The 18,024-nt window shown below is 70.8% G+C and carries 19 protein-coding genes; 10 read left to right on the top strand and 9 right to left on the bottom strand.

All coding sequences use genetic code 11. The features are described from left to right. Positions 1-75: 75 nt before the first annotated feature. The 4 genes from IW249_RS25765 to IW249_RS25750 all read left to right on the top strand — a co-directional run bounded on the left by IW249_RS25765 (position 76) and on the right by IW249_RS25750 (position 4,858). The gene (locus IW249_RS25765) at positions 76-1,488 is read left to right on the top strand and encodes a cytochrome ubiquinol oxidase subunit I (RefSeq protein WP_196923111.1); all 1,413 of its coding nucleotides are present in this window, start codon (positions 76-78) and stop codon (positions 1,486-1,488) included. Positions 1,489-1,502: 14 nt separating this feature from the next. Next, positions 1,503-2,501 (top strand): cytochrome d ubiquinol oxidase subunit II, encoded by a 999-nt coding sequence (gene cydB, locus IW249_RS25760; RefSeq protein ID WP_196923110.1) that lies wholly within the window; start codon positions 1,503-1,505, stop codon positions 2,499-2,501. Between the two features lie 57 nt (positions 2,502-2,558). Next, positions 2,559-3,392 (top strand): arginase family protein, encoded by an 834-nt coding sequence (locus IW249_RS25755; RefSeq protein WP_196923109.1) that lies wholly within the window; start codon positions 2,559-2,561, stop codon positions 3,390-3,392. A gap of 278 nt (positions 3,393-3,670) precedes the next feature. Next, positions 3,671-4,858 (top strand): GNAT family N-acetyltransferase, encoded by a 1,188-nt coding sequence (locus tag IW249_RS25750; RefSeq protein WP_196923108.1) that lies wholly within the window; start codon positions 3,671-3,673, stop codon positions 4,856-4,858. 51 nt (positions 4,859-4,909) lie between these two features. On the opposite strand, the gene IW249_RS25745 is transcribed toward IW249_RS25750, so the two are convergent. Further along, positions 4,910-5,356 (bottom strand): winged helix DNA-binding protein, encoded by a 447-nt coding sequence (locus IW249_RS25745; RefSeq protein ID WP_196923107.1) that lies wholly within the window; start codon positions 5,354-5,356, stop codon positions 4,910-4,912. 97 nt (positions 5,357-5,453) lie between these two features. Between IW249_RS25745 and IW249_RS25740 the strand changes: the two genes are divergently transcribed. Further along, the gene (locus IW249_RS25740) at positions 5,454-5,906 is read left to right on the top strand and encodes a MarR family winged helix-turn-helix transcriptional regulator (protein ID WP_196923106.1); all 453 of its coding nucleotides are present in this window, start codon (positions 5,454-5,456) and stop codon (positions 5,904-5,906) included. Positions 5,907-5,912: 6 nt separating this feature from the next. Here IW249_RS25740 and IW249_RS25735 read toward each other — a convergent pair whose 3' ends face one another. The 3 genes from IW249_RS25735 to IW249_RS25725 all read right to left on the bottom strand — a co-directional run bounded on the left by IW249_RS25735 (position 5,913) and on the right by IW249_RS25725 (position 8,021). Next, on the bottom strand, positions 5,913-6,596 hold the full coding sequence (locus IW249_RS25735) for a hypothetical protein (RefSeq protein ID WP_196923105.1): 684 nt from the start codon (positions 6,594-6,596) through the stop codon (positions 5,913-5,915). Between the two features lie 84 nt (positions 6,597-6,680). After that, the gene (locus IW249_RS25730) at positions 6,681-7,142 is read right to left on the bottom strand and encodes a peroxiredoxin (protein WP_307788707.1); all 462 of its coding nucleotides are present in this window, start codon (positions 7,140-7,142) and stop codon (positions 6,681-6,683) included. Between the two features lie 45 nt (positions 7,143-7,187). Beyond that, on the bottom strand, positions 7,188-8,021 hold the full coding sequence (locus IW249_RS25725) for a patatin-like phospholipase family protein (protein WP_196923104.1): 834 nt from the start codon (positions 8,019-8,021) through the stop codon (positions 7,188-7,190). Between the two features lie 88 nt (positions 8,022-8,109). Here IW249_RS25725 and IW249_RS25720 point away from each other — a divergent pair, with 88 nt between their 5' ends. Beyond that, positions 8,110-8,838 carry an SDR family NAD(P)-dependent oxidoreductase gene (locus IW249_RS25720; protein WP_196923103.1) on the top strand — a complete coding sequence of 243 codons (729 nt, stop codon included), beginning with the start codon at positions 8,110-8,112 and terminating at the stop codon, positions 8,836-8,838. Positions 8,839-8,899: 61 nt separating this feature from the next. On the opposite strand, the gene IW249_RS34830 is transcribed toward IW249_RS25720, so the two are convergent. The 3 genes from IW249_RS34830 to zwf form a co-directional block, all read right to left on the bottom strand. Next, positions 8,900-9,025 (bottom strand): MFS transporter small subunit, encoded by a 126-nt coding sequence (locus tag IW249_RS34830; protein ID WP_256442137.1) that lies wholly within the window; start codon positions 9,023-9,025, stop codon positions 8,900-8,902. Continuing rightward, positions 9,022-10,452 carry an OFA family MFS transporter gene (locus IW249_RS25715; RefSeq protein WP_196923102.1) on the bottom strand — a complete coding sequence of 477 codons (1,431 nt, stop codon included), beginning with the start codon at positions 10,450-10,452 and terminating at the stop codon, positions 9,022-9,024. Before IW249_RS25715 ends, IW249_RS34830 begins: the two co-directional genes overlap by 4 nt. Before the next feature lie 142 nt (positions 10,453-10,594). Continuing rightward, positions 10,595-11,974, bottom strand: a complete 1,380-nt coding sequence (zwf, locus tag IW249_RS25710) for a glucose-6-phosphate dehydrogenase (protein WP_196923101.1) — start codon at positions 11,972-11,974, stop codon at positions 10,595-10,597. 218 nt (positions 11,975-12,192) lie between these two features. Here zwf and IW249_RS25705 point away from each other — a divergent pair, with 218 nt between their 5' ends. Continuing rightward, positions 12,193-13,791: a beta-N-acetylhexosaminidase gene (locus IW249_RS25705; protein WP_307788706.1), complete on the top strand. Its 1,599-nt coding sequence runs from the start codon at positions 12,193-12,195 to the stop codon at positions 13,789-13,791. A 54-nt stretch (positions 13,792-13,845) separates the two neighbouring features. Here IW249_RS25705 and IW249_RS25700 read toward each other — a convergent pair whose 3' ends face one another. Then, complete coding sequence (locus IW249_RS25700; protein WP_196923099.1) at positions 13,846-14,265, bottom strand: hypothetical protein; 420 nt, start codon at positions 14,263-14,265, stop codon at positions 13,846-13,848. A gap of 291 nt (positions 14,266-14,556) precedes the next feature. Between IW249_RS25700 and IW249_RS25695 the strand changes: the two genes are divergently transcribed. The 3 genes from IW249_RS25695 (at position 14,557) to IW249_RS25685 (ending at position 17,211) form a co-directional block, all read left to right on the top strand. After that, positions 14,557-15,273, top strand: a complete 717-nt coding sequence (locus IW249_RS25695; RefSeq protein ID WP_231392651.1) for an alpha/beta hydrolase — start codon at positions 14,557-14,559, stop codon at positions 15,271-15,273. Positions 15,274-15,383: 110 nt separating this feature from the next. After that, a complete protein-coding gene (locus tag IW249_RS25690) occupies positions 15,384-16,040 on the top strand; it encodes a hypothetical protein (protein WP_196923098.1) in 657 nt (218 codons plus the stop codon). A gap of 136 nt (positions 16,041-16,176) precedes the next feature. After that, complete coding sequence (locus tag IW249_RS25685) at positions 16,177-17,211, top strand: flagellar biosynthesis protein FlhF (RefSeq protein ID WP_196923097.1); 1,035 nt, start codon at positions 16,177-16,179, stop codon at positions 17,209-17,211. 91 nt (positions 17,212-17,302) lie between these two features. Here the strand turns inward: IW249_RS25685 and IW249_RS34450 are convergent, their stop codons facing one another. Next, complete coding sequence (locus IW249_RS34450; protein ID WP_231392650.1) at positions 17,303-17,986, bottom strand: hypothetical protein; 684 nt, start codon at positions 17,984-17,986, stop codon at positions 17,303-17,305. Between the last annotated feature and the right edge of the window lie 38 nt (positions 17,987-18,024).

Below are 18,024 nucleotides of genomic sequence, written 5' to 3'. Positions count from 1 at the left end.
CGGCCCTGCCCAATCCTCTACGACGAGCAGTAGTATTTACTACGTCTTGTAGTACGGATGGTTGGGGGATTTCAGGTGGACGCGTTGGACGTTGCCCGCTGGCAGTTCGGTGTCACCACCGTCTACCACTTCCTTTTCGTGCCGCTGACCATCGGGCTCTCCGTGCTGGTGGCCATCCTGCAGACGATGTGGCACCGCACCGGCAACGAGCGCTACCTCAAGCTCACCAAGTTCTACGGCAAACTGTTCCTGATCAACTTTGCCATGGGCGTGGTCACCGGCATCGTGCAGGAGTTCCAGTTCGGCATGAACTGGAGTGACTACTCCCGCTTCGTCGGCGACATCTTCGGCGCACCCCTGGCCATCGAGGCGCTCGTCGCGTTCTTCCTCGAATCCACCTTCATCGGCCTGTGGATCTTCGGCTGGGACCGGCTGCCCAAGCGGGCGCACCTGGCCAGCATCTGGGCCGCCGCGATCGGCACCAACCTCAGCGCGTACTTCATCCTCGCGGCGAACTCGTTCATGCAGAACCCGGTCGGCTACCGGATCAACCCCGACAGCGGCCGCGCCGAACTGACCGACTTCCCGGCCGTTCTGACCAACAAGGTCGCCCTGATCACCTTCCCGCACACCCTGGCCGGCTCGTTCCTGGTCGCCGGGTCGCTGATCGTCGCCGTCGGCCTGTGGCACGTCATCCGCAACCGCGACTCCGCCGACACCGGCGCATACCGCTTCGCCACCAAGTTCGGCTCCTGGGTGGTCCTGGTCGCCTCCGCCGCCGTGCTGTTCACCGGCGACATCCAGGGCAAGATCATGACGGACGTGCAGCCGATGAAAATGGCCGCCGCCGAGGGCCTCTACACCACCGAGAGCCCCGCCTCGTTCTCCGTGCTCACCATCGGCAGCCTCGACGGCAGCCGCGAGGTGTTCGCCCTCAAGATCCCGTACCTGCTGTCGTACCTGGGCACCGGCGACCCGAACGGCACCGTGCACGGCATCAACGACCTACAGGCCCAGTACGCCACCCAGTACGGCGCGGGCAGCTACACCCCGATCATCCCGGTCACCTACTGGAGCTTCCGCTTCATGATCGCCTTCGGGATGGCGGCCGGCGCGATCGCCCTGCTGGTGCTCTGGAGCCAGCGCAAGGGCCGCACCCCGAGCAGCAAGTGGCTGCTGCGCGCCGGGCTGGCCATGCCGGTGCTGCCGCTGCTGGCCAACTCCTTCGGCTGGATCTTCACCGAGATGGGTCGCCAGCCGTGGATCGTCTTCGGCGAGATGCTCACCCGCAACGGGGTGTCCCGCAGCGTCTCGCTGGCCGAGGTGCTTACCTCGTTCACCGCCTTCACGCTGATCTACGCCACCCTCGCCGTGATCGAGGTCAAGCTGCTGCTGCGCTACGCCAAGGCCGGCGTGCCCGACGTCAGCGAGCAACCCCCCACCGACGACACCGACGACGCCGAGCGCCCGCTCGCCTTCGCCTACTGATCCCGGAGCCCATCGTGGAACTGACCACCATCTGGTTTCTCCTCGTCGCCGTGCTGTTCACCGGGTACTTCATCCTGGAGGGCTTCGACTTCGGCGTCGGCATGCTGCTGCCCGTTCTCGGCCGCGACGACCGGGAACGCCGCGTCCTGATCAACACCATCGGCCCGGTCTGGGACGGCAACGAGGTGTGGCTGATCACCGCCGGTGGCGCCATGTTCGCCGCGTTCCCCGAGTGGTACGCCACCCTCTTCTCCGGCTTCTACCTGCCGCTGCTGCTGATCCTGCTGGCCCTGATCGCCCGGGGCGTCGCCTTCGAATACCGGCACAAGCGCCCCGAGGCGTCCTGGAAGCGCCGCTGGGACGCGGCGATCGTGGTCGGCTCGCTGCTACCGGCGATCCTGTGGGGCGTCGCCTTCGCCAACATCCTGCGCGGCGTGCCGCTGGACGCCGACCACGAGTACGTCGGCGGCCTGCTGGACCTGCTCAACCCGTACGCCCTGCTGGGCGGCGCGACCACCCTCGCGCTGTTCCTCACCCACGGCGCGGTGTTCATCGCCCTGAAGACCACCGGCGACGTCCGGGAGCGGGCGGGTGCCCTCGCGGTGCGTCTGGGTGTGGGCGCCGCCGTGCTCGCTGTTGTGTTCCTGACCTGGACGCTGAGCATCCGCTCCAGCGCGGCCGCCGTCGTGCTTGCCGTCGGCGCGGCCCTGGCCCTGCTCGGTGGGCTGGCCGCCGCCCGGGTGCGCCGGGAAGGCTGGGCGTTCACCGGCACCGCAGTGGCGATCGGCCTGGCCGTGGCGACCCTGTTCGCGGCGTTGTTCCCGAACGTGCTGCCCTCCACCCTGGACGCGGCCGGCACGCTGACGGCCACCAACGCCGCGTCCACCCCGTACACCCTGAAGATCATGACCTGGGTGGCGGTGATCTTCACTCCGGTGGTGCTGGCCTACCAGGGATGGACGTACTGGGTGTTCCGCAAGCGCATCGGCGTGGCCAACATCCCGCAGCACTGACCTCCCGCGGCACTGACCGACAGGGTGCGCAGCCAGTCGGCTGGGAAGATCGCCACCATGTGGAACCGGGATCTCGACGTACTGGTACCGATGTGGCAGGGCGCGGACGACATCCGGGTGCGCGACGGGGCGGCCGTGTTGGGCGCCCTGACCGCGCCGGGGGCGCGGCGGGTCACCGTGCCGGTCCCGGCCGGCGGGTCGGAGCGGGAGAAGGGCGTCCGCCACCGCGCCGCAGTCGTCGACGCGTACCGCGCCCACCGGGACGTGCTCGGGCGGCACCGCCCGCGGCGGCTGCTGACGTTGGGCGGGGACTGCGCGGTCGAGGTCGCGTCGGTGGCCCACCTCGCGGGCCACTACGCGCAGCGGCTGTTCGTGCTCTGGATCGACGCGCACGGTGACCTCAACACACCCGCGAGCTCGCCGAGCGGGACGGCGCACGGCATGCCCCTGCGTCTGCTGCTCGACGCGGACGCGGACGGCACGCTGCCGGCACCTGGTTGCCTCACGCCGGGGCAGGTCGCGCTGGCCGGGGTCCGGGATCTCGACCCCGCCGAGGTCGAGTACGCGCACCGGCACGACCTGACGGTGCTGGACTGCGCAGCGCTGGGCGCGCAGCCCACCCGGCTGGCCGAGCTGCCCCCACCCGGCGCCGCTGTCTACGTGCACCTGGACCTGGACGTGCTGGACCCGTCCGCGTTGCCTGCCGTGGCGGTGCCCACCCGCGGCGGCCTGACCCCCACCGCGTTGGCACTGTCGCTGACCGCCCTGCGCGCCCGCCACCAGGTGGTCGGGGTGGGGATCACCGAGTACGTTCCGCAGCTCAAGCACGACCAGCAGGTGCTCATCGTGGTGCTGGACGCACTCGGCCTGAGAAAAGACCCTCCCACCTGACACCCCCATGCCCGCGCCCCGCGCCCGCGCCCCCGCCGATCTTGCAGTTCCGGTTGCCGGGATGCGCGGAATGCCCCCTACGTCGGTGCAGCAACTGCAAGATCGCGGCCCTTCCCGGTCGATCATGCAGTTGTGGTGCCGGGTTTGGCTCGGTGAGACGTGCTTTGGCGCCCACCACAACTCCATGATCGACCGGGTGGGGGGAGGTGGGGGACGGCGGGATACTGGCCGCAAAAAAATCGGCGGTCGCCGGGAGGCCGTCCCGCTACGGTGTGCCGATGCCCGCCACCGTGCACGTACGCGAACTCACCGCCGACGACCTCGACGCCGCCTGGGAGCTGGGCCGGTTCGCGTTCGGCTCCGACCCGCAGCACCAGGCGCCCACGTCCGCGACGGCACCGGGCCGGACCCGTTACGGCGCGTTCGACGACGCCGGCCGCCTGGTCGGTAAGGCCGTCGACCTGCACCACGACCAGTGGTGGTCCGGGCGGGCGGTGCCGGCCGCCGACGTGGCCGGGGTGGCCGTCGCCCCCGAGGCCCGGGGTCGGGGTGTGGGTCGCGCCCTGCTCACCGGGCTGCTGCGTGGTGCCCACAACCGTGGGGCGGCGATCAGCGCGCTCTACCCGACCGTCGCCGCCCCGTACCGGGCCTGCGGGTGGGAGGCTGCCGGGGTGCTGCGTACCGTCGACCTGGCCACCGCCGCGCTGCCCCGGCACCGGCCCGCGTCGCACCTCACCGTCCGGGCCGGCACGCCCGCCGACCTGCCAGCCGTCGACGCCCTGTACGAGCGGGTCACCCGGCACCGCAACGGCATGCTGACCCGCCGGGGTGAACTGTTCGACGCCGCCGACCGCGGCCTGCCCGGCGACGGGGTCACCCTCGTCGAGGCCGACGGTGAGCTGGTCGGCTACGCCACCTGGCAGCGGGGTCGGGGCTACGGGGCCGACTCGGTGCTCACCGTCGACGAGGCCCTAGCGGTCACCGCCGAGGCCGCCCGGGAACTCGTCGGGGTGCTCGGCAGTTGGGCCAGCGTCGCGCCGACAGTGCGACTGTGCCCACTCGACGGTGACGCGGTCAGCGTCCAGCTGCCGTTGGAGTCGGCCCGCGAGCACGAGCGGGACCTGTGGATGCACCGGCCGGTGGACGTGGCCCGGGCGGTAGGCGCACGGGGCTGGCCCGCCCACGCCCGGGGCGCCGTCGACTTCCACCTCACCGACCCGCTCGCCGACTGGAACACCGGCACCTGGCGGTTGGCGGTCGCCGACGGTGCCGCCGAGCTGACCCGCGTCGACGGCGAGGCGGGTCTGCGGCTGGACGTCCGGGGTTTCGCGTTGCTGTACGCCGGGGCCGCCCACGCCCGGTCGGTCGCGCAGGCCGGCCTGTTGCGCTGTGCTGGTGACGCCGACCCGGCCGCCCTGGACCTGCTGGGCGTCGGAGGTCCGGCGCAACTGCTCGACTACTTCTGACCCGACCGGGCCCGCACCCCGTCGGTATCGCACCCGGCGGGCTCATGTCCGTCAGGTCGGGGTCGCGGCCAGTTCGGCGTTGGCGCGCTGGGTGACCACTGTGAGCGCGCGGGCGGCGGCGCTGGCCTCGTCGGTGGGGATGTCCGCGTAGAGGCGGGCACTGATGTCCGCGACAGCGTCGGCGATCCGGGCCTGCACGGCGTGGCCGGCGTCGGTGAGCAGCAGCCGCGGTGTGTCGGCGTCGTGGTCGACCTGGGCGAGGTTCGCGTCGACGAGGGTGGTGAGCACCCGCTGCACCTCCCGCTCGTCAACCTTGAGGGTGCTGGTGATGCGCTGCGTCAGTTGTGCCGGTTCGGTCGGGCCATTGGCGAGAACGTTGAGGGCGAGCACCTGGTTGAACTCGACGCCGAGGGGAGCGACGGCTCGTTCGAGCAGGGCCCGGGTGGCGTAGTGGGCCTGGCCGATGACCTGACCGTTGAGGGTGGGGACTGTGGACATGACGCCTCCTTCGATACGTTGGCTTAACCAACGTTGGCCGGACCAACGTAACATCCGATCGTGGGTCGCGCCAACGATTCCTGGTAGGCTGCAACTCATGGACAACGCGGCCCCGCAGTCACCCGCCGGGCTCAGCACCACCGGGACCTGGCTGCTCAACCAGACCGCCAGCCATGCCACCCGCCTGCTCAGCGAGGGCTTCGCCGCGCACGACCTACGCGGCTACCACTACCGACTGCTCGCCAGCCTGGCCGAGGACGGGCCAGCGAGCCAGGCCGACCTCGGCCGTCGCTGCGGCATCGACCGCAGCGATGTGGTGGCCGCCATCAACGACCTGGCCGGCCGAGGGCTCGTGGTGCGTGCCCCCGACCCGGCCGATCGCCGCCGCAACGTCATCAGCGTCACCGACGCCGGCGCCGACGAGGCCCGCCGCATGGGCGCGACCCTGGATCGCGTCCAGGACGACCTGCTCGCCCCGCTGTCCACCACCGAACGCGAGCAGCTGACGCGCCTGCTCACCCGGCTGCTGCGCCACCACAGCCAGCGCTGACCCGCCTCAGCGGGCCTCGCGCAGCTCCGCCAGCCGGGCCTCGATCTCGGCCAACTCGGCGCGCAGCTTCTCGGCCTGCTGCTCCGCCTCGGCCCGCTCGGTGCCGAGGATCTGCTCCACCGCCTCCTGCACCCCCGGCACGTCGACCAGGGCCACCATCTTCAACGCCTCCGCCGGCTTCACCACGTACGGCTTCGCCAGGGCCTTGCTGCCCTGCTGCGCCGCGACGGTCCACTCACCGTCGGCGTACGCCAGGGTGACGGTGAGACCCGCGGGGCCCTTCGGCTTGACGGCCTTGACCGCCCGCCGCGCCGGCGGCTTCTCCGTCTGCTCCACCTTCGGCTCCTCCTGTCGCTGCGCGGGCACCCGCGGCGTGTCCAACACGAACTCCGGCGCGGCCACCGCGGGCGGCTCCGGCTCGGGCTCCGGCTTCGGCTCCACCACCCGACGCGTGACGCCCTTGGGTGCCACCGCCAGGTCGGCGGGGGAGAACGGCAACTCGTCGCGACCGAAACGCACCACCACGAACTCGTCGGACACCTCGGGGTCGGTCAGCTCGATCACCTGACCGACCTGACCGGCGATCTGCCCCGCCGCCGCGGTGAACACCACCCGCGGTTTGCGCCCGGCCGCCAACGCCTCCCGGATGCTCTGCACCTCGCTAGTGGACAAACCCTGGCCGGCATCCATCACAACCCTCTTCCGTACACCTGTTTGATTGCTGTCTTGATACCAGCCGGCTGCGACACCCGGCGCACGGGGCTCACACCCCGCTCAGCCTCCCAGCGCCCGCAGCGCCCGGTCCGCGTGGTCGTTCATGCTGACCTCACTGTGGATCACCTCGATGACCCGCCGGTCGGCGCCGATCACGAACGTCATGCGCTTCATGCTCAACGGCCCCAACGGCACCCGCCGCTTGACCCCGAACTGCTGCGCCACCGCGCCGTCGGCGTCCGACAGCAGCGGATAGTCGAAGCCGTGCAGCTTCGAGAACTCCGCCTGCTTCGCCACCGGGTCGCGGCTGATGCCCACCCTCGACGCGCCCAGCGCCGTGAACTCCGCAGCGAGGTCGCGGAAGTGGCAGCTCTCCGCCGTGCACCCCCGGGTCATCGCCGCCGGGTAGAAGAACAGCACCACCGGCCCGCCCGCCAGGAACTCCGACAGCCGCCGCGGCGTGCCCGTCTCATCCGGCAGCTCGAAATCCTGCACCTCGTCGCCGACACCCACACCCGCCACCGCGCACCTCCGTCGTCTGATCGACCGCGCGGTGAGCGTAAGCGATCACTCCCAGAGCGCCGCCACCTCGTCGGCCACCACGTCGGCCTGGGCCCGCCCGGCCCGCGCCGCGCCCGCCCGCCGCGCCGGGTCCAGCACGTTGCGGCCGATCGCCGTACGCGCCGCCGCGTCCGGGGTCAGCACCACGACCCGCGACCCGGCCGCCCGCAACGCGTCCACCTGCGCCGACAGCCGTGGCATCGGCCCGAACGCCGCCGACGTCGGCGCGAGCACCAGCACCCTGCGCGCATCCGCCGCCAGGTCCGCGTTCACGCTCGAGCGCATCCCACCGTCGACGAAACGGCGCCCGCCGATCGTCACCGGCGGCCACACCCCGGGCACCGCGCAACTCGCGCCCACCGCGTCCACCAGGGACACCCCGCTGTCACTGTCGAACACCACGAACTCACCGGACGACGCGTCCACCGCCGTGATCAGCAGCCGCCGCTGCGGCCACTCCCGCTCCGGCAGACGGGCCTCGATGACCGCGCGCCGCGACGCCTCCGACTGGGTACGCGCCGCCACCGCCATCGCCCCGATCCGCGCCCGCGAGCGCACCGCGTCGCGGGTCCGACCACCGGCCCAGATCAGCCGCGCCAGCGTCGCGAAGCCCAACCGTGCCGCCAGCTCACTCGACGGCGGCGCCAACTGCTCGGCGTAGAAACGCTCCACGGGCGACCCGGAGCACACCTGCGCGCCGACCAACGAACCCGCCGACGTGCCCACCACCAGGTCAGCCTCGGTGACCGGCACGCCCCGCTCGACCAACCCGGCCAGCAGCCCCAACTCCCAGGCCACCCCGGTCACCCCGCCGCCGCCGAGCACCAACGCCCGCTGCATGTGACGCTCCTCTCGACGACCGACCCGCGCCGGTCACGGTAGCGTCGGCACGACCATCGCGCAGCCGTCAGACCCGCCGGGAGGCACCGTGGCACCCGTCACCGTCATCACCGGCGGCGGCCGGGGCATCGGCGCGGCCACCGCCCGCCGGCTCGCCGGCGCCGGTCACCACATCGCCCTGTGCTACCGCCGCGACGAGGCCGCCGCCACCGCCGTCCTGGCCGACCTGCGGGCCGCCGGCGCGCAGGCCATCGCGGTACGCGCCGACACCACCGACCCCGAGCAGGTGCACGCCCTGTTCGACGCGGCCGCCCAGCTCGGCCCGCTCACCGGCCTGGTCAACAACGCCGGCGTCACCAGCCTGATTGGGCCCTTCACCGAGCTGCGCGTCGACGACCTGCGCCGGGTCGTCGACGTCAACCTCGTCGGCTACGTCCTCTGCGCCCAGCAGGCCGCCCGGCGGCTCACCGACGGCGGGGCGATCGTCAACGTCTCCTCGGCGGCCGCGACCCTCGGCAGCCCGGGGGAGTACGTGCACTACGCCGCCGTGAAGGCCGCCACCGACACCCTCACCGTCGGCCTGGCCAAGGAACTCGCCCTGAAGGGCATCCGGGTCAACGCGGTGGCCCCCGGCATCGTGCGCACCGACATCCACGCCGACTCCGGGGTGCCCGACCGCGCCGAGTCCGCCGTCGGTCGCATTCCGCTGGGCCGCGCCGGCGAACCCGACGAGATCGCCGCCGCGATCGCCTGGCTGCTCGGCCCGGACGCCTCGTACGCCACCGGGACCGTGCTGCGCGTCTCCGGCGGCCTCTGACCACCCGTCTCCGGCGGCCTCCGTCGGGCGTTCACGCCGGTCGGAGACCGCCGGATCCGGTTCAGTGGGTGAACAGCTTCGCCGCGGTCACCACGGTCTGCGCCACCCCATAGCCGAGCAGCGCCGCCACCACCAACCAGGAGATCCACAACCGGGCCTGCTGCCCGGGTCGGCTGTCCTCACTCATCGCGTACCGCTCCTCTGCGCCGTCGTGTCCTCGTCCACGTCCCGATCCTGATGTGCGTCCTGCTCCGCCGCCGGTTCGTGATAGCCCTGTGGCACCGGCCGTACCAGCAGGTTCGCCAGGAAGCCCACGGCCAGCACCCCCACCATCGTGAACAGCGCCGGGCGGTACGCCGCGGCCGTCAGCGAGCCCGGCTCACCCTGCGCGTCGAGGAACCCGTTGACGATCAGCGGACCGGCGATCCCGGCCGCCGACCAGGCGGTCAGCAACCGACCGTGGATCGCGCCAACCTGGAAGGTGCCGAACAGGTCCCGCAGGTACGCCGGCACTGTCGCGAACCCACCGCCGTAGAACGACAGGATCACGCAGGCCAGCAGCACGAACAGGGCCGTCGAGGTCTGCCCGACGAGCGCCAGCAGCGCGTACAGCACCATGCCGACACCGAGGTACACCAGGTAGATCGGTTTGCGGCCGATGACGTCCGAGGTGGACGACCACACGAACCGGCCGGCCATGTTGAACAGCGACAGCAGACCCACGAACCCGCCGGCCGCCGCGACGGTCACCGCCGAGGTGCCGTTGTCGCGGAAGAAGTCCTGGATCATCGGGCTGGCCTGTTCCAGGATGCCGATGCCGGCGGTCACGTTGCAGAACAGGACGACCCACAGCAGCCAGAAGGAGCGGGTCTTCACCGCGTTCGCCGCCGACACGTTCGCCGTGGTGACCAGCGGCTTCGCCGCCACGCTGGACGGGTCGAAGCCGGCCGGCCGCCAATCCTGCGCCGGCACCCGGACGTTCGCCACCCCGAACATCATGATCACGAAGTAGCCCAGGCCGAGCGTCACGAACAGCCACACCAGGGCGCTGCCCGACGCGGTCGACCCCGCGTTGGCCGGGTCGTAGCCGGCGTCGTAGAACGACAGCAGTTGCCGCGACAGGGGAGAGGCGACCATCGCCCCACCACCGAACCCCATGATCGCCAGCCCGGTGGCCAGGCCCGGCCGGTCCGGGAACCACTTGATCAGGGTGGAGACGGGGGAGATGTAGCCGATGCCCAGCCCGATGCCGCCGAGCAGCCCGTAGCCCAGGTACAGCAGCCACAGCTGCTTCGTGGCGATGCCCAGCGAGCCCACCAGGAAACCGGCCGCCCAGAAGCAGGCCGAGACGAACATGGCCTTGCGCGGCCCGTTCGCCTCCACCCAGGTCCCGGCGACGGCGGCGGACAATCCGAGCATCACGATCGCGATGCTGAAGATCACCCCGATCGCCGTCTGGCTGGTGTCGAAGTGGGCGATCAGCGAGTTCTTGTAGACGCTGGTCGCGTAGACCTGACCGATGCAGAGGTGGATGGCCAACGCCGCCGGGGGGATGAGCCACCGGCTGTAGCCGGGTGGCGCGACGGTGTGCCGACGATCGAGTGCGGAAAGCATGCGCTGCTTCCTCTCCGATGAGGACGAGAAACGTCGCCCCCAACGTGCCCACACCACTCGTGAGCGGCAAACCTCACCGTCGCCGGACGGTCGTTCCGCTGAGCTGAGCGGTCAGTCAGCGCCCGCCCGGCCTGGGCCGCGACTACCGCAGCTCCGGGAGGTGCCAGCCGCCGGCCAGCGCGTCGGCGTCCGCCGGACCCCAGCTGCCCTTCTCGTACGACTGCACCGCCGCCGGCAGATCCAGGATCGGCTCGACGATGCGCCACTCCTGCTCGATCGTCTCGGCACGCGCGAAGCGCAGGTGCTGCCCGTCCATCGCGTCGTCGAGCAGCCGCTCGTACGCCTCCTGCCGACGACCGAGAGCCGAACCGAAGTCGACGGACAGGTCCACCGGACGGCTCGCCACCTCGGCACCGGGGCTCTTCGCCTGGATCGACATGGTGATGCCGTCACCGCGCCCGAGGCGGAACCGCAACAGGTTCGCGGCCCTCGCCGTGCCCCGCTCGGCCGGGATCAGCGAGCGCTGGGGCTGCTTGAACTCGACCACGACCTCGGTCGCCGTGCCCGGGAGGGACTTACCGGTGCGCAGGTAGAAGGGCACGCCCGCCCAGCGGGGGGAGTCGACGGTCAACCGGGTCGCCACGAACGTCTCCGTGTTCGAGTCGGGTGCCACGCCCGGCTCGTCGAGGTAGCCGGCGTACTGCCCCCGGACGGTGGACTCCGGCGACAGCGGCGCGACCTGCCGCAGCACCGCGGCCTCCGCCTCCCGGAACGCGGTGGTGTCATCGCTGGCGGGCGCCTCCATCGCGATGAGGGCGACGACCTGGAGGATGTGGTTCTGCAGCACGTCCCGGGTCGCGCCCACCGTGTCGTAGAACCCGGCCCGGCCCTGGGTGCCGAAACCCTCGGCGAGGGTCACCTGGATGTTGTCGATGTGCTCGTTGTTCCACAGCGGCTCGAACAGCCGGTTGGCGAACCGGAAGGCGTAGAGGCCCTCGACGGCTTCCTTGCCGAGGTAGTGGTCGATGCGGAACACCCGCTCCGGGGCGAAGGCCGCGCCGAGCGTGCGGTCCAGCTCGCGGGAGGACTCCAGGTCACGCCCGAACGGCTTCTCCACGATCACCCGACCCCGGTCGGCCAGACCCACGGCCGCCAGGCCCTCGACGACGGAGCCGAACACCGCCGGAGGGATCGCCAGGTAGAACACCGGCCGCTCGGCGTCGCGCAGCCGCTCAGCCAGCCGCTGGTACGTCGTCGGGTCCGCGTAGTTGCCGGAGATCATGGAAAGGTTGTCCGCCAGCCGATCGAAGATCTCGTCGTCGGTCTCGTCATGGGCCTCGGTGACCGACTTGCGGGCCATGGTGACCAGTTGCTGATCATCCCAGGGGGAGCGGGCCACGCCGATCACCGGAACGTCGAGGCGGTCGCGCCGGGTCAGCTCGTACAGCGCCGGGAACAGCTTCTTCGAGACGAGGTCTCCCGTGACGCCGAACAGCACTACCGCGTCTGAGCGCATGTGCATGGCACTTCCATTCGATCATCCGAACCTGATCTTCCGAACGGACAACCCCACGACCCGCTCCAGGAATTCCCAGCGTGCGACGTACGTGAGGTCGGCGACAGCACCGGCTCGACGAGCCCTTATGTTAAGGAAGGTTTACAGTACAGGCGGAACGCCGGTAGCCTGCGATTCTCATCTCTCATCGACGAATGTCGATCATGACGAGGCCTGGAGGTACCGTGCGTCGCCGACACACCACCACACGGCTGCTGGCCATAGCCGCACTCGCGCTACCACTCACCCTGCCCGCCACCCCCGCGCCCGCCGCGGCGGCCCCCACACCAGCCCGACACCTCAGCGACGTCATCCCCGCACCTGTCGAAACCCGCCCCGACGCGCACAACGCGTTCCGGATCAGCCCCCTGACCGTCATCCGCACCACCCCCGGCTCAGCCGCCGCCCGGCGCATCGGCCACCAACTCGCCACCACACTGCGCCCCGCCACCGGCCACCCCCTGCCCGTCCTGCCCGTCCGCTCCACCCCGCTACCCGAGATCGCCCTGCTCATCGGAGACGCCGACACCCGCATCGGCCAGCAGGGCTACCAACTCGACGTCACCCGCCGCGGCGTGACGATCCGCGCCAACACCCCCGCCGGACTCTTCGCCGGCACCCAGACCCTGCGCCAACTGCTCCCCGCCGACATCGAGGCACCCGACCGGCAGCGGATCACCTGGACGGTCCCCGGCGGACGAATCATCGACTACCCACGCTTCGCCTACCGCGGCGCGATGCTCGACCTCGCCCGGCACTTCCACACCGTCGACGACATCACCGCCTACGTGGACCTGCTCAGCCAGTACAAAATCAACTACCTGCACCTGCACCTCACCGACGACCAGGGCTGGCGCATCCAGATCGACTCCTGGCCCCGCCTCACCACCGTCGGCGGCGGACCCGGCACCGGAGTCGACGGCGTCGGCCCCGGATACCTCACCAAAGCCGACTACCAGGCCGTCGTCGCGTACGCCGCCGCACGACACATCACGATCATCCCCGAGATCGACATGCCCGGGCACACCAACGCCGCCCAGTCGACATACCCCGAACTCAACTGCGACGGCGTCGCACCGCCCCCGCGCACCGACATCGCGGTCGGCTACAGCTCCCTCTGCATCAACGACGAACTCACCTACCGCTTCGTCGAGGACGTCATCCGCGAACTCGCCGCCATCACTCCCGGACCATTCCTGCACATCGGCGGCGACGAAGCCCACGCCACCACCGACGAGGACTACCGCACCTTCATGAACCGGGTCCTGCCCCTGGTCGCCAAGTACGGCAAGCGCGCCTCCGGATGGAACGAGATCACCCAGGCCGACCCGTCCACCGACGTCGTCGCCCAGTTCTGGGGCACCGGCACCACCAACGCCAGCCTCGCCGCGGCCGCCGCCCGCGGCAACAAGGTAATCATGTCGCCGGCGAACAAGACCTACCTGGACATGAAGTACGACGCCAACACCCGCCTCGGCCTGCGCTGGGCCGGCCTGATCGAGGTGTCCGACGCGTACGGCTGGGACCCCGCCACCCGGGTCACCGGCGTCGGCGAGAACGCCATCCTCGGCGTCGAGGCCCCGCTGTGGTCCGAGACGCTCCGCACCCTGGACGACATCGAATACATGGCCTTCCCCCGCCTACCCGCGATCGCCGAACTCGGCTGGTCCACCACCGCCAGCCACGACTGGGAATCGTTCCGGACCCGACTGGGGGAGCAGGCACCCCGCTGGCGACTGCAACAGGTCGACTTCTACCCGTCCCCGCAGGTGCCCTGGATCTGAGCCGCACCCGTTGACAGTGGGCACCGGCCGGCGCGGCCGGTGCCCACACGACGATCAGCGACCGCAGACGGTGTCCAACGCCTTCAGCGGCGGGTCGAGATCCGGCGCCTCGACCTCGGTGGCCTTCGGGCTGGCCAGGTGCTTCTCGACCCCTGCGGCCAAGGTCTCCAACGCGGTGCGAACCTGCGGATCGGCAGCGGTCGGCGCCGCCGTCCGCAGGTCCTGCAACAGCGCCGTGTAGTGGCCACGGACCTTCGCGCCCGCCTCCTTGGCGCTGACCGGCTTGTCGATGGCGGCGATCGCATCGTCGGCCATCGCCACGTAGTGCTTCTTGACAAAATCGAGACTGGCGTCGCAGACCTGCTTGCTGTTCGCCGCCACGTCGACGGTCGGGCTGGGCGCCACGGTCGGCGTCGGCGCGGCGCTCCCCGCGCTCTCCTTATCGGCAGGCTGGCAGCCCACAACGAGACCCACGGTCGCGACCAGACCAACGACAATACGGACAGGCTTACTCGTCAAGGTGTTCCCCCGTGGTGATGTGCGGCCCCGCCGTTCGCGGTGAACACGCGGCGGCCAGAACGCACCACTGTAGACATCGCCCGCCGGCGACGCACACCGCTTTCACGTCCGGTATCCCTGCTCAACCTCGCCGGGCATGAGACGTTGGAGCGCACGCCCATCTCCAGCGAGGACTCCTCCATGCACCTGGCCTACGACCAGTCAGCAGACACCGGACCAGCGGTGGTGTGCCTACCCATGTTCAGCATGAGCCGCACCGCCACGGCCACCGCCTACAGCCCCGCCCTGGCAGGCGCGGGCCTACGAGAGATCTACCTGGACCTGCCCGGCCACGGAGACACCCCCGCACACTGCCCACCCACCTCCCAGGCGGTGCGGGACACCGTCTGCGCGTGGCTCGACCACCACCTCGACACGCCAGCCCTGCTCGCCGGCGGCTCCTACGGCGCGTACCTGGCCGCCGGCATCGCACGCCAACGACCCGACCTCGTCCGCGGCCTGCTCCTCATCTGTCCCGGCGTCACCATCGCCCGCGACAGCCGGGACCTGCCCGACGAACCACCACTCGAAGCGCCCACCGGCTGGCTCGACGCCGCTCCCACCGCCCTGCACGCCCACCTCGACGCCGCCCTGGGCCACCGCACCCCAACCGTCGTCGCGACGGTGCTCGACGCACTGAACTCCGGCGGCCCCGGCGACGCGACATTCCAACAGGAGTTGCAGAGCGGCCCCGGCTACGCGCTACCCGACGAGACCGCCGAGGTCACCTTCGACGGCCCGGTCAGCGTCATCACCGGCCGACAGGACCATATCGTCGGGTACGCCGACCAATTCCGCGCCATGCGCCACTATCCCCGCGGCACCTACACCGTGATCGACGCGGCCGGGCACTACCTGCCGTACGAACAACCCACCCTGCTGCGATCGCTCACCCAGGACTGGCTGCGCCGCACGCACGCCTGACAGCCCGAACTGGGGGAGCGGGCCTTGTCCACGCCCATTCACATCGATTAATGTTCTCTGCGGTGCCAATCAATACGGGGAGCGGCACCAACCAACACGGGGAGAACTGAATGACGCGTACAAACGCGCGCCGCAGGTCCATCTCTGCGGCGGCACTGCTGGCTCTCGCGCTGGCGGCCTCCGGTCTGACCTCCATCCCGGCGAACGCCGCCGCACCGACCTCCACCGCGACACTGGGCATGGCCCTGGTCGGCTTCGACGCCGAGGTCGCCAACGCCCACGGGCACCGGATCGTGACCCTGCCCGACGGATCCCAGGCCTCGGTGCCCGCCGACAAGGCAGAGGCAGCCACCAAAGGCAGCTACGTGCCCCAACAGGGCGTTCTCAAGAAGGGCAGCTCCTTCTCGACCAACAGCTACGGCCAGGCAACGGGTGACTGCGGCACCTCCTGGGTCGGCCTCGACCCGAGAGGCGGCGGTCGTGCCGTACTGACCACCGGCATGACTCTCGTGCACGACTCCGGCGGCCCGTGGGACATTCACTGGCACGTCGAAATCGCCGACAACGGCGGTTACTCCACCCAGAACTACGACGAGTACGACGGCTACTACTCGGGCCTCGGCCTCGGCTGGGCCGCCAAGGCCCGCACCCTGAACCTGACCCGCGGCTGGGCGAACGCCACCGTCACCTGGGGCAGCTTCACGATCACCGCGAACGGCTGGCTCTGCTACTCGTACTCGCCCACCACCTCCACCACCATCACCTGAGCGGAAGAGACCCTGGTTGCTGGCCGGGCCACACCCAGCCCGGCCAGCACCTTCGCCCAACCTCGCCCGCTACCAACCGCACTGGCACCATGATGAACGGCAGCAGGGGACAGCCCGTACCGACGAGGAGGCCGGGATGAGACGCGACCCGTCGCCCGACCCGGACGAACGCTTCGTGCAACAGACCGAACGCGTCCGCCGGGAACTGCTGGACAGCGCGACACCGGTCGTTGCCCTCACCGGCCCCGACCGCCCGGCCACAGAATGCTTCGCCGGCACCGAAACCTTCAACAGCACGATCACCGTCGTCCGGATCGTGCACGGCGACCCCACCGCCGGACCGTGGGCGACCGTCGACACCGCCCGCTGGGCCGACCTCCCGGTCAACGCCGGACCGTTACGCACGCACCTCGAACACCACATGCGACTCGCCGGAGACCGGTTCTCCGACGTCGAATGGACCGAGAGCGACACGACTGTCCTGGTCGACGAGCAGCCCGTTCCCGGCCGCACGGTACGAGCCGGCCACCGGTGGTGGGCGACCCGCTGCGAACGCGATGGTGTCGAGATCACCGTGACGGCCCGCGACTGGCACCCGGCCACCGTCCACCTCGGCGCGGTCACCGACCTCACGCCACTGCTCGACGCACTGGGCAGCAGACGTCTGGCGGAGACACCGCCCACGGCACCGGTCGCCCTGCCGCCCGGCCTGGCCCGCGAACCACACCGGGCGCTCATCGACGCCGCACTGCGCACCCGTCGGGACCACAACGCCTGGATGGCCGACGGGGGAGCACCACCGCAGCTGCCCCCGTACTGGTCGACACTCTGGCAGGCCGCCGTACGCCGACAAAGGCAACTCGCCGATCAGGACGAACCCGACGCCGACCGTGCGGTCAGCGACATCGTCGCCCATGTCACCAGCCTCGCCGACGTCACCACCTGGTTCCAGGAGCACGCGACGCTGCGTGCCCGCGCCATCAACGAGATCCTGCTGTACGGCACCCGGGTGGGTGAAGGTGTGTCCAGCCAGCCGGCTCAACACGCCTGGCGCGAACGGCAACACCTCATGCCCCGACAGGGCGCGCCCATCAACGAGCGCGAGGCGGTCGACCAGCGCTGGCGTGACGCCTGGGCCAGGTGGGCCGACACCGCCGCCGAGGAGTTCTGATCGGCCGCCCACCGGCCAGCCGCGCAGATAATCCCGATTCGATAATGTACATTATGTAAAGTAGCGCGTTCCGGGGGTCCCCTGATCGGGGTCAGTCGCGGGCCAGGCCGGGTGGGCACGCGTCGTCGTCCGGCCCGACGAGACGCGCGTTCACCAGCGGGTTGCGCCGCAGGCCCGCGAGCACGGCCGCGCTGGCGCCGATGTCGGTCCAGGTGTCGTCCCACAGGGCCGAGACCAGCCAGGAGCGATCCGCCGGGAAGAACAGATCCGGCAGCGCCCCGTCGCCGCGCATGTGCCCGGTCCGCCAGCTGAGGGCCTGTTCCGGCCCGGCCTCGACGAGCACGTACGACCAGTCCCAGTAGAGGGACACCCTCGGGACGTGCGGGAAGACCACGTCGTGGGCGCCGGTGTCGAGGAAGCCCAGCCACCAGGGTTGCGCGGGCGTGCACGCCGCCAGTTCGTCGATCACCGCGTGTTCGTGCGCGTGGAGACCGACCCCGGCAGGTGGGTGGAACGTGCCGTACGCCTCGAACACCGGCGGAATCGCGGTGGTGACCGAGAAACCCTGCGTGGTGCGCCCAGCGAGCCAGGCGACGTCGGTGGCCGTGCCGATCCGCCAGCTCCGCCCATCCTTGTCGACCTGGACGGGGCCGGTCCGGGTTGTGGTGTCACTGGCGTCGCGGGGTGCGGTGACGGCGGTGGGCGTCGCCCATGGAGACCACCCGGGCCGGTCGGTCGCCCGCCACCGGTGCCCCTCGGGACAGACCCAGGCCATGGGATCGTCCGGATCTCGGTACACGGTGGGTGTGCCGG

The organism is Micromonospora vinacea (assembly GCF_015751785.1).
Taxonomy (GTDB): Bacteria; Actinomycetota; Actinomycetes; order Mycobacteriales; family Micromonosporaceae; genus Micromonospora; species Micromonospora vinacea.
This window is presented reverse-complemented; position numbering and strand designations above follow the sequence as displayed.